14 protein-coding genes are annotated in these 14,657 nt (G+C 61.1%); 1 reads left to right on the top strand and 13 read right to left on the bottom strand.

Annotation, left to right across the window (positions count from 1 at the left end; all coding sequences use genetic code 11):
• Nucleotides 1-65: 65 nt before the first annotated feature.
• From NKJ94_RS20825 to NKJ94_RS20760, 13 genes are all read right to left on the bottom strand, one after another.
• Nucleotides 66-1,421: an NAD(P)/FAD-dependent oxidoreductase gene (locus NKJ94_RS20825; RefSeq protein WP_352527380.1), complete on the bottom strand. Its 1,356-nt coding sequence runs from the start codon at nucleotides 1,419-1,421 to the stop codon at nucleotides 66-68.
• A gap of 573 nt (nucleotides 1,422-1,994) precedes the next feature.
• Entirely contained in the window at nucleotides 1,995-2,267 is a 273-nt protein-coding gene (locus NKJ94_RS20815; protein WP_352527398.1) for a hypothetical protein, read from the bottom strand.
• A 34-nt stretch (nucleotides 2,268-2,301) separates the two neighbouring features.
• Entirely contained in the window at nucleotides 2,302-3,063 is a 762-nt protein-coding gene (locus NKJ94_RS20810; RefSeq protein WP_352527379.1) for a sensor histidine kinase, read from the bottom strand.
• A gap of 235 nt (nucleotides 3,064-3,298) precedes the next feature.
• Entirely contained in the window at nucleotides 3,299-3,541 is a 243-nt protein-coding gene (locus NKJ94_RS20805) for an NAD(P)-binding domain-containing protein (protein ID WP_352527378.1), read from the bottom strand.
• A gap of 37 nt (nucleotides 3,542-3,578) precedes the next feature.
• Nucleotides 3,579-4,064 carry a hypothetical protein gene (locus NKJ94_RS20800; protein ID WP_352527377.1) on the bottom strand — a complete coding sequence of 162 codons (486 nt, stop codon included), beginning with the start codon at nucleotides 4,062-4,064 and terminating at the stop codon, nucleotides 3,579-3,581.
• Nucleotides 4,061-4,651, bottom strand: a complete 591-nt coding sequence (locus NKJ94_RS20795) for a DUF2135 domain-containing protein (protein WP_352527376.1) — start codon at nucleotides 4,649-4,651, stop codon at nucleotides 4,061-4,063. Before NKJ94_RS20795 ends, NKJ94_RS20800 begins: the two co-directional genes overlap by 4 nt.
• Entirely contained in the window at nucleotides 4,644-5,225 is a 582-nt protein-coding gene (locus NKJ94_RS20790) for a MotA/TolQ/ExbB proton channel family protein (RefSeq protein ID WP_352527375.1), read from the bottom strand. Before NKJ94_RS20790 ends, NKJ94_RS20795 begins: the two co-directional genes overlap by 8 nt.
• A 31-nt stretch (nucleotides 5,226-5,256) precedes the next feature.
• Nucleotides 5,257-5,616, bottom strand: a complete 360-nt coding sequence (locus NKJ94_RS20785; RefSeq protein WP_352527374.1) for a hypothetical protein — start codon at nucleotides 5,614-5,616, stop codon at nucleotides 5,257-5,259.
• A gap of 179 nt (nucleotides 5,617-5,795) precedes the next feature.
• Complete coding sequence (locus tag NKJ94_RS20780; protein ID WP_352527373.1) at nucleotides 5,796-7,310, bottom strand: cyclic nucleotide-binding domain-containing protein; 1,515 nt, start codon at nucleotides 7,308-7,310, stop codon at nucleotides 5,796-5,798.
• A gap of 310 nt (nucleotides 7,311-7,620) precedes the next feature.
• On the bottom strand, nucleotides 7,621-8,598 hold the full coding sequence (locus NKJ94_RS20775; protein ID WP_352527372.1) for an HlyD family secretion protein: 978 nt from the start codon (nucleotides 8,596-8,598) through the stop codon (nucleotides 7,621-7,623).
• Nucleotides 8,588-10,927, bottom strand: a complete 2,340-nt coding sequence (locus tag NKJ94_RS20770) for an ABC transporter permease (RefSeq protein ID WP_352527371.1) — start codon at nucleotides 10,925-10,927, stop codon at nucleotides 8,588-8,590. The genes NKJ94_RS20775 and NKJ94_RS20770 overlap by 11 nt, the downstream gene beginning before the upstream one ends.
• Complete coding sequence (locus NKJ94_RS20765; protein WP_352527370.1) at nucleotides 10,927-11,898, bottom strand: HlyD family secretion protein; 972 nt, start codon at nucleotides 11,896-11,898, stop codon at nucleotides 10,927-10,929. Before NKJ94_RS20765 ends, NKJ94_RS20770 begins: the two co-directional genes overlap by 1 nt.
• A gap of 277 nt (nucleotides 11,899-12,175) precedes the next feature.
• Nucleotides 12,176-13,417, bottom strand: a complete 1,242-nt coding sequence (locus tag NKJ94_RS20760; RefSeq protein ID WP_352527369.1) for a patatin-like phospholipase family protein — start codon at nucleotides 13,415-13,417, stop codon at nucleotides 12,176-12,178.
• 584 nt (nucleotides 13,418-14,001) lie between these two features.
• Here NKJ94_RS20760 and NKJ94_RS20755 point away from each other — a divergent pair.
• Nucleotides 14,002-14,649 (top strand): hydrolase, encoded by a 648-nt coding sequence (locus NKJ94_RS20755; RefSeq protein ID WP_352527368.1) that lies wholly within the window; start codon nucleotides 14,002-14,004, stop codon nucleotides 14,647-14,649.
• Nucleotides 14,650-14,657: the final 8 nt, after the last annotated feature.

Below are 14,657 nucleotides of genomic sequence, written 5' to 3'. Positions count from 1 at the left end.
GCGAACTCACGTCCGACAGCGGCGTGGCTGACTTGAGAGATCGTCGCTTTCGCGCGCCAGACGGATCACGGCGCCGTGGTTTGCTTGGTCGTGACCGCGGCATTTGTGGGTCGCGGCGTTTCGGAGATCAGCCGCGAGCTGCGCTGGCCGGTCAGATACGACCACAGCCATTGCGATTGAACCCGCCAGCGGTTTTGAAGCTGGGGTAGAGCCAACAGGTGAACGAAAGCCCATATAAACCAGGTCAGGAAGCCAGCCGTTTTCAGATGACCGGCCTCCAGGATGGCGAAGTTCTTGCCGACGACCGCCATGTTGCCCTTGTCTCGGTATCGAAACGCCCGCTTTGGTTCGCGCCCTTTGATTTGATCGGAGATGACTCGTCCCACATAGCGCCCTTGCTGGATGGCTGCCTGCGCGACGCCGGGTACGGGTCGCCCGTCCTGCTGTATGGACGCGGCGTCGCCGACCACGAATATGTTCGGCTGGCCCGGCAAATTGAGGAAAGGTTCGACCAGCGCCCTGCCCGCTCGGTCCGTTTTGGCGCCGAGCAGCTGGATGATCGGCGATGCGGCCATGCCTGCCGTCCACAAAACGGTCGCGCTTGGAATTCTTTCGCCGCCCGCGATCACACCCTGGGCGTCGACACGATCCACCTTGACGCCGGTCGCAACCTTCACGCCGAGCTTGGCGAGGTGTCTGGCGACCTTTTTCGACAGTGACGGAGCAAAGCTCGGAAGAACCCGATCTCCTCCCTCGATCAAGGTGATCGTGCTGGTTGCCGGATCGATCTGCCTGAAATTCCGACGCAGTGTGATCCTCACCATTTGTGCAATCGATGCCGCAAGTTCGACACCGGTCGGTCCGGCCCCGACGAGCACAAAGTTCATCTGGCGGGCGCGCTCGGTCTCATCGTCGGTCGCCTCTGCCATTTCGAACGCGCTGAGGATCTTGGTTCGAATTATCTCGGCGTCAGCGAGATTCTTGATCCCCGGTGCAAAGGCTGCGAATTCGTCGTGGCCGAAATAGCTCGGACGCGTGCCCGTGGCGACCACTAGCACATCGAACCGTACCTTGCGGATGCCGATCCCGGGAAAGAGGGCATCGATCGTGCGATGAGTCGAATCGACATCTACTACATCGGCGAGCATCACATTCAAATTGGCTTGCTTCGCTTCCAACTGCCGGATCGGCGCCGCGATCTCGGACGGTGCAAGCACCGCGGTCGCCACCTGATAGAGCAGTGGCTGGAAGATATGATGATTGCGGCGGTCGATCAGAACAACGTCCGCATCGGATCTCTTGAGGGCCCGCGCCGCTGCCACTCCGGCAAAACCGGCGCCTAGGATTACGACTCGCGGGCGCATGGTGCGTGAGCCACCACCGTCGGCGGCATTTTCGGAGGGACCAGTCTCAGCCAACATCGCTCATCACCTCATGATTAGCCGGGGGATCTTGCAGCTGGCCGATCTGACGACCATGCAAATCGAATAGCTCGTGGACTGCCCTGTTTCTTGTAAAGACTTGCTGCGACCCGAAGCGGCCTGCCACATTCGGCCGCGCCCGATCCAAGAAGTCGTTCGCCCGGCAGGCAGCCCCTGGCATACGAAATGCTCGCGGCGCCAAACGAGGCATCACCTTAGCGTGCTTGCGTAGCCTATTCGGCGAGGAGGGCCGAGGGTGACCCGGCCCTCCCAGGTTCGTTCAAAGATTACCTGCCCCAAGGACCGCGGCCGTATTCGTCCTTGGTTGCCGGAGGCTTCTGGCCGCCAGCAGTGCCGATCTCGTTGGAGAAGGTATATGTCGGGTCGGACATTGTCGCAGGTCTTTGCACATCTTGCGACCCATAGTGATCGCTTGCAGCAAAGACAGCTCCGTCTGAAAGGAGGAGGGTTGCGACAGCAAGAGTGGTGATTACTCCAATGCTGGTTTTGTGTTTGGAATGATTGGGTCACGATCGAGCGGAACGCACTTGCGGCCTTCCGACGGTGGCGGGCTCAACGGATCCTCGGATCAAAGTGAATGTCCGCAGGGTAGCGCCCGATGGTCCAAGCGCAGCGCTGTCCAGGCGAGTAGCAGCGCGCCGCCAGGAGAGACTGCCGCTGCTCTTCGCGCAGCGTTGGCAGCACTTGGCCCGAACGAACCATGACGGCACGGCGAGCAGTAGCCGGCCCGGCGCCCCGCATGTAGTACAGCTCTGGTCGGTAGCGCGGCCAGAAGAAATCACGAGTGCTCGAAGCAACTTTGGTGATTAGAATGCGGACATCCATCGCACGTCTCCTTTAGGCCGGCTGATCGACAAGGCTAATCGGCGAATGACGCTGACATCACCGGCAGCCACAGATCGATGGTGGTGCCGCGATGAGGCGCACTGGCGACCGACAGCCCGCCACCTTGGCGTTCCATGAGTTGCTTGACGGTCGCCAGGCCGAGGCCTGTTCCGTCTGTTTTGGTCGAGAAATGGGGTTCCCCCGCCATTTTCAGGGTCGCCTCATCCATGCCGATGCCACAGTCTGAGATTGTCAGACGGATCATCGAGCCGCTTCCCCACGCCCGACTGCTGGACGGGCAATCCTGCGCAACAGCGATCGTCACACGTCCGCCGGCCGGCATCGCGTCACGGGCGTTCAAAACGAGATTGAGCAACGCCCGCTCGATCAGCTGCTGGTCGATGCAAGCCTTGGGGAGACCCTCCGCGATGTCGAGGTCAAGACGAAAATGCGTCGACAACAAACTTGCAAACGGTGCCTCGAGCCGTTCCAGAAGCCGACCGACATCGACCGCAGCAAGATTGAGTGGTCGGGGGCTCGCAAAATCGAGCAGTTGCCGCGCCAACGTCTTGGCGCGAAAAGCACAATAAATCGCTCCGTCAATCCTTTTCAGTTGCCGTGCAGTTACGACCCCGCGACTTTGCATCTCCTCCAGGACGGACACGATCGGCGTCAGCAATATGTTGAAATCGTGAACAATGGAAGCAAGCAACACGCGCGGGTCAGGAACTGGCGGCAGGGCAATATTGTCATCAGTGACGCGCTGCCCGGTCGTCATATCGAGATTGTCGGCCATGGCTTCTCTCCATCGAGAGCTTCGGGAAGTCTGGTTTCCGAGAGTTGCATTTGATCACGCCTCAAGATTCAGGGCTTGTACGAAGCATCTGGTCTTTTGACGTTTCTCGCAGGATCTTTCTGGCCGTTCGGTTCGGCCTACCTCAGCATCCCATGGCCAGCTCGCACCCGCCGTTGGAGTGCCAACAGGCGCCCGAGGCCGACCGATCTCGAGCTTGGCCCGACGCCGTTGACCGTCAGATCTTGATAAAATTGGTGGCCGCAAGTGAACGAACGGTAGCCCGGCCAGTGGTCCGCCCTTTCGAGCCCGCCAAGGTCCTTTCGATGATCTTGCGAATCTTGGCCTCCGCGTCGACATCATCGCACGAGTCGAACAGGACCCGCTGGCTACTCGATACCGGCGGCTCCGGCAGGACCTGAACGTCAATATGATTGAATGCCTTGGCGACGCACGCGCCCGGAACGAACTCGCGGAACATTAGCTCGAATGCTTGCCGCCGAGATCGTGTCAATGACTCACTTGGAAACGAGTGGGCTAACGACGCTCGTATAGTCCTTTGCCGGCAGGGCCGGTTGCGGCCGAGCGTAGAACATCGGCTCGCGGGTATCGAGACCCGCGTCGGCGGTCTGCATCTTCATCTCAACCCCAGTGCCGTCGGCCTCCGCCTTGCCCATCGCATCCTGAAGTTGTTGCGCGGCTTGCTGGCTCCATGGCAGCACATAGAAGCGCGGCTCAGTCGAGCCGGGCGTCGTGAGCCATACGTAGATGGCTTCGTTCTCAACCGGGACGGCGCCCACCACTTGAGCTTTTGCCGTGTCGCGCCACTCGAGCGTCAACGGCTTCGGACGGCCAAGAAGCTCGCTCGCGCCGACATAGACGACGGCGATCAGCGTCAGGAAGATGCCGACCGAGAGGGCGCGGCGGGCAATGCCTGCATGCGGCAGGATGACGAAGATGAACGCGCCGAGCAGCAGGGCGAAGATGACGGGAGCGATCATCATTGGGTGGCCGCCACGCGTAAGGCTTTGAAGATGCTGTTGATGCTGCCTGGCACCAGTTGGCCGGTCCAATCGAGCCGGAATCTCAGGGCGGTAAGCTCCTGGTTCGGCTTGCGTAGCTGGACCGTCGTTGTGGCCAGCGGCGCGGACGACTTGGTGGAATCGGACTTTACGCTGACGATTACCTTCACCGGGATTGGATATGCAACGTTGACGCCGCGATACATGTGAACATTGACGACGTATTCGCCCGCGGGAGCTCCTCGCGAATAGGCGACTTCATGGTTGGAGTCGGTCATGTCCTGCGCCATGCCGAGGTCGTCGCGCAGCAGATCGAACACCTTGCCGCTCTTGTTGGAGTAGCCGACCGGCACATCGGCGGGCGCCTGGACCCACAGATCTACATCGGCGTCGAGCTTGTCGGGCCATTGTGTCTCGACGGTGACGTTTCCGGGCGCCGTGACGCCATCGGTCTCGCTCGCCTTGGCCGGCGGGTTCATCACCGTCATCATGAGTGTGGTCATGAGGACGAAGCCGCCGAGCATCAACAGAGCGGTGTCGAGCCATACGGTGAGAGTTTCCTCATCCATCGAAGTTACCGAGCAGTCGAAGATTGATTTTGAGCCACAGGTTCGTGGCTATGCCGAGCAGCGTCGCATAGAGCGCGACATACATGCCGTCGATCACCGACCCGATCATCGAACGGATTGCGTTGGGGTCGGCCGAGCCGCCAGCGCGCGCCGCGGAGAAGGCGACGATGAGCCCAACCACGGTTCCAAGCAGCCCGATCCGCACCACATGCGTCGCCAGCCAATCGACATCGCGCCAGCGCCGAAAGAAGACGCACAGAATGCCCAGGGCGCCGATGGCTACGATCAACCAGCACAGAAACCCGTTGTTGCCAGCGAACGGCTTGCCGGCAACGCCGACGACCCACAGGCCGGCCATTGCGGCGGCGCCAATTGCCTGAAGAACGATGAACCGCGACAGGAATGCCAGCGGGATGCCGTGCGCGTCGTCAGGGCGCGTGGCCCGCACCCTGCGGGCAACGGCGTGCGATCCGAGGTCAGATGCCTGCTCTGACCAAAGCTGCTGAGCAATCGGGACGATACCGGACCGCGACTTATGTCGCGGTGCGCTTTCGCGGGAATAGACGTCAACCATCTTGGCGTTCCTTCTTTTGTGATCCACGCGATCAGGCGCCGCGCTCGCCCTTGGCGCCGACCCGCTTCAATTCTTCCCAGCCTTCGCCGGCCGCGACTAGGCAGCTTGGGCCGTTCGGCTGGCTGACCATGATCGTCCAGGTCTCGCCGTCGTCGCTGGTCAGCACTTCGACGACTGAGCCGTTTTTAGCCAGACCGAGGGCAACGGGTGCTTCTTTGAATCGTGTGGAAAGTTGCTTCAGAATTTCCGGCCGCGAGGCGCACAGAGGCGATCCAGCCTCCGCCGCCGCGGGTATGGAGAACATGGCGACTAGTACGAGTGCCGCCCCAATCACTTTGATGCGCGCCAAATCAGAACGTGACTTAACCAGTTTGAAACCTTGATTGGACATTGGGACCTCCGAGTTTGTGCGAAGGCAGGCCTTTCGGCCGTCTCGTTTTCCGTGAGTAGCATTTGATCACGGCAAACTATTCAAAGCTTGTAGGAAGCGTCTGCGCTTTGGACACTTCTCGCAGGATTGCTGCTGTTTGAGGTTAGACGCGCCATCTACCAAGGATTGGTTGGTCGAAGTCAGAGATTGAACAGGTGCCTGATACGCGCCCGCAGCGGCGGCATCGTCGTCGTGGCATTCGCCCCGTCGCCTCGGCCGAGCCGAAGCATCTCTGATGCGTTCCGCTTCGAGAGAAGCAAGGCCAGCTCGTCGGCGATTGCGGGGCGATCCCGCATCAGCGGCGCCAGGCCCTTTTGTGTGATCTCATAAACGACCACGAAAGTGAGAGCCTTGATGCCGCCGAACTCGCCGGCTTCCGTCAGAAGACCGCCTTCGCCGAAGCAGTCACCCGGCGCAAGACGCTCCAGTTCCATCTCGCGCGCGCCCTCGCGCCGATTTACGGCTACGACGCCGCTGCGCACGATCATCAGCGACTTCAGCACCTCCCCCTGCTTTGCGAGGGCTTCTCCCTTTCGGAAGGTCCGGCGTGTCATCGTCGAAGCGAGCGCTTCCTTCTCATCCTCGGTCAGCGGGGCAAACAGGGGGATCGCGTCCAGAAGTCGCCGTGGCGTGGTATGGAAACCGAACGGCATCTCAACCCCATTCGATTCCGAGAATGCGGAGCCAACAGCTTCCATGGGCGCAGCAAGAGTGAGCCCGGCCGCCTTGGCATGACGGAAAATCAGGTCGAAGACCTCGCTCTTTGCCTTGCCGGCGAGGGCCCTGTCCGCAACCCTGAAAGCAAGCTCCAGTTCCGCTGCACCTCCGTCCAGCGACAGTATTTGCACACTCGGCTCCGGTCGTGTCAGGATCGAATTGCTGCTCAAGAGAACCGAGTGCATCACATCGGCCATCGTGGACGGCGCTGTGGTTGGCCGGAACCGGACCGTCAGTGTTACCCCGTGGCTCCGCTCGGGACTGCTGAGGTTGGTCAACCTTGCCTTCGCGAGGTCGCCGTTGGGGACAACCACCAGGTCGTTTGCACCGGTCAGAAGATGGGTGGCCCGCCAATTCATCTCCACAACCTTGCCTTCGAAGCCATTGCTCAGCACAAGCCAGTCGCCGATTCCGTAAGGCTTGGCGAGATTGAGCGCTACGCCCGAGAAGACGTCCCCCAGAGTGTTCTGCAAGGCAAGGCCGAGGACAATAGCGACGGCGCCAGATGTGGCTATCAGTGTTCCGACCGGGGCGTTGAATACGTAAGCGATGATCGAGAGGACCGCTGTCACGTAGATGATGCCTACGACAAGATCCTGAAGAAGCCGTCCCTCACGGGGCTGGTGATCGAGAATGAGAAATACGCGGACCACGCCGATCAGCGACCATGCGGCATTGATCCACCAGATCACCTTGACGATGCCAGTGAATACGCGCTGCACCCTAGAGATGTCGGCCGGATCAACCTCATACGGGATGATCCCGTGGTATAGCAGCAGCGCAGTGAGCGCCAAAAAGAACGCCAGTTGGCCGACCAAGCGGAGGGTCGGTCGGTTGCGGAGCAGAATGCGCGTAACCAATGCGCCCAGCGTGGTGAGCACGCCAGTCTGGACGATGGGATCCGCGATGATTTCGGATAGGGGTGCGTAGGTAACCATGGGATTGGGAGCACGTATTGTTCGACGACAAGAGGACCTAGTGTGAGAGCGCCGCTGTGCGGACCTACACTGAGGTCGGCGGCGGCTGAAACTGCCGACCGAATCGAGTTGGAGGTGACATTGCGGTTGCGAAGAACTGCTTGTTGAAGAAGACGAGCCTGGCGGACACCTTTGATCCGTTCCGATCTACCACCCCTACGGGAAGGTCGCAGACGATTGCCCTTCTGAATATGGCGCTCAAAGCCGACGGCCGCTTTCCGGGTCTTCTTGTCGCGCCCACGACCGACCTCATCCGACGACCCTTCAAGTCTTACGGTTGGGTGGTGAGCCAAACGGTCATGCCGGGCTCCAGCCTTCCAGCACTGCCGTTTGGATCAAGGCGCAGTCGGAAGGAATTGAGATCATGGCTCCCGACGGCGCGGGCCGCGCGCCAGGTTGCGAATTCCCCCAGAGGGCGCAGTTCCGTCACGCGAGCCTCGATCTGGCGCCCGCCCTGCACCGTCAGCGCTACGGTTTTGCCTAGCGCCATTTGGTGCAGATCGTCCTCACGCAGCGTGAAAGCGAACCACACCTGACCTTCCGCTTCCAACGTCATCACCGGCTTTCCCGGACCAATAATCTCGCCGGGCTCGCCAACGCGAATGCCTATTGTGCCGTCCGTCGGCGCGGTCAGTCTGGTCTTGTCCAATTGGGCCTGGAGCTCCGCGACTGTCGCCTCGGCCAACACCACTTGGGCATCGGCCACAGCACGCTCCTCGGCGGTGGGACCAGCACTTGCCTCGGCGACTTGCGCCCGCTTGAGATCAAGGTCAGCTTTCGCCTTTGCAAGCGACGCCGTGCTGTCGTCGAGCGTTTGTTTGCTGGCGAAGTCCTTGCCCGCAAGTGCCGATGCGCGGTCATAGCGCTGCTGGGCGAGCAGAAGATTGGCTTGCGCCGTCTGGACGGCCTGGGTGGCGATTGCCACCTCTTCCGCCCGCACGCCCGAATACACCCGATCCCGCTCTGCCTTGGCGCTCGACGCAGCGGCTTTGGCTTCACCAACGGCTGCTGTCAGTTCGGGGTTGTCAAGCACGGCAAGAAGATCGCCTTTGTGGACACGCTGGCCTGGAATGACGACTATCGTCGCCAGTCGCCCCGTCGTCTCGGGTGCGATGCGAATCTCGGTCTGCCGGACCATGCCGGCGATCGGTGGCTTTGCCTGCTCTGCCGACGCTTGCCTGGCACTGCATAGTATCGTGCCTGCCGCGGCCAATGCGATTGCAAAACCATATCGCGGTCTAGCGAGCATCGGGCACCCTCCAACCCGCGGCGATTCTGGATGAGGCGATAGTAAGGACAGCGTAAACGCCTGTCAGCACCCACAGCCCCATCCAGTCTTTCCAGACGTCCGTCAGAGTCGCTCCCATCTGGTTGACCCGCACCAGGCCATCGATGCCGAAGGTACTTGGAAGGATAAGGCTGGCCGTCCGAAGCATCGGCGGAATCGCTTCCAGCGGCCATGCGACGCCAACCAGGAAGAAGATCGGAAGACTGATCGCGACGAACAGGAGAACCGCCGTTTCGCCCCGCTTGAACCAGTTGCCAACGAACTGGCCGAGCAGGCTGACCGAGAGGATGAAGGGGATGGCCAGCACGACCAGGTCGAGCACGCGGTCGCTTGCCGAGAAGCCGTAGACCCTGGGGAGCACGATGAGGAACAGCGCGAGGCCCGGCAATGCAAGCAGCAGGTGCGCGAGGCTTTGACCAGTCACTGCTGACACGGTGCCACGACGGCGGCGAGCGCTGCGGCCGCCCTGCTCATAGGCCATCCCGGCCACCGAGGCCGAGCCCATCAGTCGCGTCTGCTGCAGGATCAACAGAAAGGCGGCTGGAACGATGTAGCTGCCATAACCGCCGGTGGGATTGAAAAGCGGCTGGTTCAAAATCTCTACAGGCGAGCTTTGCACGAGAGCCGCGCGGTAGAGGCTGCCATTCGAGCGGGCGCTGCGCGCCGCAAGATCTGCTGTGACCGCGCCCACGCCTTCCTGAATACCCTGCAGCGTCCGATTGTAGAGGAGGAAATAGGCTGAATCGACATAGGCAGGCAGTCTGGCCTGATCGCCCTTCAGGATGTCGCGTTCAGTTCCTGCCGGAATACCCAGGATACCGAACACCTCCCGGCGTGCGAGCGCGGCCTGCGCTTCGGCCAACGTCGTCGGCCGAAGCAGCACCTTCACCGCTTCGTCGGCATTGACTGCCTGGATGATCGTACGGCTGACGTCGGAGGAATCGTCATCCACGATGGCAATAGGGACGTCCTTGATAAGTTGGCCGAGATAGGGTTGCGGGTAGAACACGCCGTAAACGATCGGCGCCATGACGATCAGACCGAAGGCCATGCGGTCGCGGATGATCCAGCGATGTTCGTCGATGAATGCTCGAACAATGCCGATCCTTCCCGGCCTGTCTTGTTGGGGGGCTTCGATTGGCTTTGGCCGCGGATGCCGAGCAACAGATCGCAGCCTCAGCCAGGCCAGGCTGAAGTAGATGACCGCCAATCCGCCCAGCATCATGAAAGGCTCGGCGGAATCCCCTGCCGGTACGCCACGGGCCGCCTGGTCGAACAGGATCTGGATGTACCAGCGCAGCGGCAGCATTGCCCCCCAGGCACGGGAGAAGATGTTCATGGCCAAGACGGGAAAACCGACGCCGGCGAAGCCAAACGCTGGCGAACAGATGATGCCGGTCAGGCTGAGACCGAGGGCAAGGTTCCTGACGAGAAGCTGCAGCAGCGCACCCAACGACAAATAAGCAATGATCAGCAGGCAAGCACCGGCGGCCACCAGCACAGGGTCGCCGCGAAAGGGTATCTCGAAAATGCCGTGAATGATCCCGAGCCCGACAGCCATCATGACGAGAAAGATGCCGAAATAGGGCGCCAGCTTGCCGACGAGCGCGATGAGCATGCTATCCCCGGCCGTCGCCAGCCATTCGCGCATATTGCGTGACTGGAACTCGGAGCCGACGGCATAGCCGGCGGAAATTGCGATCACGATATGGAGCACGGTCGGCAGGATCGCTCGCAAAAGGAACTGCACATAGTTCAGCGCGGGATTGGTGAGGACGTATTGTTCGACGACAAGCGGACCAAGCGTGAAGGTGGCGGTGCGTGGTTCTGCCGGCAGGTCGGCAATGGCTGCCGATAGCGCCGCCTGCAGCGAACTCGAGGCAACGTTGCCAGGCGTGAAGAACTGTTTGTTGAAGAAGACCACGACCTGCGGCCGGCGCCCCCCTGCGATGTCGCGTTCGAGATTCTCGGGGATATAGACCGTGGCAATGGCCTCGCCGGAGCGAACGGCATGCATGGCGCCATTGAGATCGGAGGAACGTCTCGCCACGGTGACGCCCGGTGCCGAGCTGATCGCCTGCACGAAGGTCTCGGACGTCTTCGACCTGTCCTGATCGACCACGTCGACCCTCAGATCCCGGATGACCGCATTGCTGAATGTGGCGGCAAGGATCGCAAAAGCAATCAGCGGGATGACGATGACGAGCAGCAGGGCAACCTTGTCGTGGCGGATCCAGGCCACCTCGCGGACAGCGACATCGACAATGCCGGAACGACGCACACTCGGCATCAGTGCGCCCCCTTCCAATCCGCGTAGGCGCTCATGCCGGGCCTGAGGTCGCGGAGCTTGTCGACTGGATAGGCCCGCACCTCGAAGGTCCTGAGGTCGAAGTCGCCAGTCGCGCGCGTTGCGCGCCATCCGGCATATTCGCCGCGTGTGGCGATGGTCCGCACCTCGACGGTTACAGGCATGTCACCGAGAGCAGGGATCCTGACCGTGAACCGGTCCCCCACCTTCAGATCCTTGATCAGGTCCTCGCGAAGATCGAAGCCCACCCAGACATCGCTGAGGTCCACCAGCGAGAGCAACGGCACTCCGGGTGACACATATTCGCCGAGCTCCGCGCCGACCTGATAGACCTGCCCCGCAATAGGCGCTTTGACGGTCATCTCATTGACCTGCGCCTGCAAGGTCGCGATCGCGGCCTCGGCCTTGGCGACGGCAGCTTGGGCCACACCGCGCTCCTCGGCAGTGTGGCCAGCGACAGCTTCCTGATAGGCGAGCTTTGATTGCTCCAGGGTTCGCTTTGCCACGTCCAGCGACGCGGTCGCCTCGTCGAGCTTTGCGACCGATTCGAAGCCGCCCTCGGTGACCTGCTTGACCCGGTCGTAGGTCTGCTGGGCAAGCGTTAGATTGGCCTGCGCTGACGCGACCTCAGCCTTGCGTTCCGCAACCTCCTCGGCGCGCGTGCCTACCTGGATGCGAGTGAAGTCCGCCTGAGCGACGACCCTTGCTGCCTGCGCTTCGCTGAGCTTCGTCAACAGCTCCGGATTATCGATCGCCACCAGCAGTTGCCCGGCCGTGATATTGTCGCCACGCGAAACCGGCCGCTGTCCGATCCTGCCATCGATACGAGCCGCGATATCGATGCGCGTGGCATCGGCTTCACCTTGCACCAGCAGCGGCTGCGGCTGAACGAGATACCACAATGACAAACCGACGATCGCCAGCGTTGTGAGCGCAACGATGATCGCCGCCATTTTCGAGGTTCTGGGCGGCTCAGCGGCGGCGAGTTGGACTGACGCGCCAAGATCCGGTTGCTGCAATTCAGGTTGAGGGCTTCCAAGGCTTCGGTCCGGAGTTCCAAGACCGTCAAGACGCGCCACCGGCGCCCCGGTCCCGGGCGACAATGACTCGTCACTCGAATCCGATGTCTTGCTTATCGGGTCACGCGACATGTCCGACACCTGGGTCTCCAATCATCTGGTCTGGACAATGCCTGATGGCGATTGTCATCGGGTCGTTTCAACAGCAGGCTCATCTGGAAAATCCTGGCGGTGTCTTTTTCCACGGGACGCCGTCGCGGCCCATTTCGTAGCCTTTTGCGTACAGCGCCCGCATGAACTTGTTGTCGAACGGGCTCTTCGCTTCGACAGTGAAGTCTGCGGGGATGTCTATGGAGCTGAAGTCAATCCCATCCCGTTCGGCGATTGCGTAGAGCCGATAGAGGTCGCCGATGCCTTGCGTCTTGATGAGCGACGAGACAGCCTTCTCGGCGATATTCGGCAGGCCGGCTTTGACCGAGCTGTACTCCGGTGTGGTTCGACCGTTGCGGATCACGTACAGCCGCCCCTTGACCCTGGTGTGGAAGGTCTTGTCGAGTTCGCCGAGCGTTAGTCCGGCCGGCATCAGGAAGACCTCGTTGGCGGTGCCACCGTCGACATGCATCTCGTGATAGGTCCTGCCGGCTGCGGTCACCTCCAGGTTGACGGGTGGAAAGATGCCGGGAACGGACGTTGAGGCGAGGATGACCTCGTTGAACAGCTTCCTGCGATCCGGCCGCCCACTCGCTGCAATGGCTCCCATGTCCCAGATGACGGCCCGGTCGGCATCGAGGTTGGTCGTGCCGATAAACAGGCGGCGTCCCTTGGCGTACTCGCTGGCGATCGCCGCAAGCATGTTGTCGGTGATGTGTTCGTCGAGCATCTTGGCGAGCGGCGCATTGCTGGTGAATGAGCCGCTGGAGAGCGCTCCGAGCAAACTGTGCTTTGTATAGATATTGGCGTCGCTGACCTCGGTGAAGCCATCCTTGAGCTCGCCATCATAGGCTGGCCCCAGGAAAGCAAAGGGCGCTATGAGCGCACCTGCGCTGATCCCGGTAACGATGTCGAACTTTGGTCTGGTTCCAGCTTTAGCCCAGCCGGCAAGAATCCCCGCTCCGAAGGCGCCGCTGCTGCCACCGCCCGACAAAGTAAGAGCGTTGAGCTCTCTCATCTTTATGGACGGATCGGCCTTCGACGCTTTCAGTCTCTCGTCGCGCAGCCTGACAAGTCGGCCGGCCGGATAGCTGGCATAGGAATCGCCCCAGACCCGGATGTTGTTTTGATAGCCGGGCGGCTCGGCCGCCGACGCAAATTGCTGTGGGACGCTGTCCCGCGGAAAGGCTGCAATGCATGCAGTGAGCTGGCTTGCGAACAGGCCAAGCGCAATTGCTCGCGCGAGCGCCCCTGCTCTCCTGGAGAGCCGTATCGAGTTGCACACACGAAGAAGGATGTGCACGGCGGCAGAACAGGCTGCACGAGCAAGGCAGGGACGGAATGACCGAGACAATCTGCTTTGCGGTGACCATGGGGTCCGGACTGTCGTCATGAATCTTCCTCTCTCAAGCAGCTTGCGAGATGGCGAGAGGGACTTGCGGCGAGTTCAACCTTCCCGACGCTGGGCGCTGCTTACGAGAGCATGCTTTGATCACGGGCCGGCGCTCGGTGCTTGTACAAAGCACTGGGCATTTTGACGTCTCATGCATGATCGACATGTGAATTAACGCCCATGCGATTGAACCAGCCAACCGCGGCGAGCGGCCTTGACGTCATCGGGGGGGGCAGGCGCAGCTCGCTGCCGTTTGAGCGACGCGCTGCTTCGATGCCTCGAAGCAGCCTCTGCTGAACCGTCGGCAATCCTGCGAGAAACGTCAAAAGCGCGGAGGCTTCCTACAAGCCTTGAATTTGGAGCCGTGATCAAATGTGCCTTACGGAAAACGAAGCTTCCCGACGCTCTCGAGGGAGAGGCGCAAGCGCAGAATGCTCTGCCGGTCAGGCTTTGCACCGAACGTCAATCCATTTCAGACAAGGACGACCATGCCGATGAATGCCACTCCGACACCCGGTTCAGAGCTGATTTCGCCGAAAGACCACACGCTGATCATGATCGATTTCCAGTCGCAGATGTCCTTTGCCACCAAGTCGATCGATGCCGTCCTGCTGCGCAACAACGCCGCGCTGGTCGCCCATTCCGCCGCCGGTTTCGGAGTTTCGACGATCCTAACCACTGTTGCCGAGAAGACCTTCTCGGGACCGATGTTCGACGAGATTACAGCTACTTTTCCCGGCCAGGCGCTGCTCGACCGTACCTCTATGAATACCTGGGAGGACGCCGCCGTCATCAAGCAAGTCAATGCGATTGGCAAAAATCGTCTCGTCATGTGCGGCCTCTGGACTAGCGTCTGTATCGTCGGCCCATCGCTGTCCGCGCTCGATCAGGGCTTCGAAGTCTACGTGATTGCAGACGCTTGCGGCGATGTCTCCGACGAAGCGCATGAGCGCGCCATGCAACGGATGATCCAGGCCGGCGTGCGGCCTATGACATCGCTCCAATACCTGCTGGAGCTGCAGCGCGACTGGGCACGCGGCGAGACCTATGGCCTGACGACCGGCATCGCCAAGACGTTTGGTGGCGCTTACGGCCTCGGCGTCATCTATGCCAAGACCATGCTCGGCGCCCACGAAGGCTGAACCGTCCG

The organism is Mesorhizobium sp. M0060 (assembly GCF_040323155.1).
Classification (GTDB): domain Bacteria; phylum Pseudomonadota; class Alphaproteobacteria; order Rhizobiales; family Rhizobiaceae; genus Mesorhizobium.
Note: the sequence above shows the minus strand (reverse complement) of the source record. Positions and strands in the feature narration are given on the sequence as shown.

Excerpts from the sequence above, each read along its gene's own strand:
- NKJ94_RS20790 (WP_352527375.1), bottom strand. The coding sequence starts at position 5,225 with ATGGTTGACGTCTATTCCCGCGAAAGCGCACCGCGACATAAGTCGCGG.
- NKJ94_RS20780 (WP_352527373.1), bottom strand. The coding sequence starts at position 7,310 with ATGGTTACCTACGCACCCCTATCCGAAATCATCGCGGATCCCATCGTC.
- NKJ94_RS20815 (WP_352527398.1), bottom strand. The coding sequence starts at position 2,267 with ATGGATGTCCGCATTCTAATCACCAAAGTTGCTTCGAGCACTCGTGAT.
- NKJ94_RS20765 (WP_352527370.1), bottom strand. The coding sequence starts at position 11,898 with ATGGCGGCGATCATCGTTGCGCTCACAACGCTGGCGATCGTCGGTTTG.
- NKJ94_RS20800 (WP_352527377.1), bottom strand. The coding sequence starts at position 4,064 with ATGATGATCGCTCCCGTCATCTTCGCCCTGCTGCTCGGCGCGTTCATC.
- NKJ94_RS20770 (WP_352527371.1), bottom strand. The coding sequence starts at position 10,927 with ATGCCGAGTGTGCGTCGTTCCGGCATTGTCGATGTCGCTGTCCGCGAG.
- NKJ94_RS20810 (WP_352527379.1), bottom strand. The coding sequence starts at position 3,063 with ATGGCCGACAATCTCGATATGACGACCGGGCAGCGCGTCACTGATGAC.
- NKJ94_RS20825 (WP_352527380.1), bottom strand. The coding sequence starts at position 1,421 with ATGTTGGCTGAGACTGGTCCCTCCGAAAATGCCGCCGACGGTGGTGGC.
- NKJ94_RS20755 (WP_352527368.1), top strand. The coding sequence starts at position 14,002 with ATGAATGCCACTCCGACACCCGGTTCAGAGCTGATTTCGCCGAAAGAC.
- NKJ94_RS20795 (WP_352527376.1), bottom strand. The coding sequence starts at position 4,651 with ATGGATGAGGAAACTCTCACCGTATGGCTCGACACCGCTCTGTTGATG.
- NKJ94_RS20805 (WP_352527378.1), bottom strand. The coding sequence starts at position 3,541 with ATGTTCCGCGAGTTCGTTCCGGGCGCGTGCGTCGCCAAGGCATTCAAT.
- NKJ94_RS20775 (WP_352527372.1), bottom strand. The coding sequence starts at position 8,598 with ATGCTCGCTAGACCGCGATATGGTTTTGCAATCGCATTGGCCGCGGCA.
- NKJ94_RS20785 (WP_352527374.1), bottom strand. The coding sequence starts at position 5,616 with ATGTCCAATCAAGGTTTCAAACTGGTTAAGTCACGTTCTGATTTGGCG.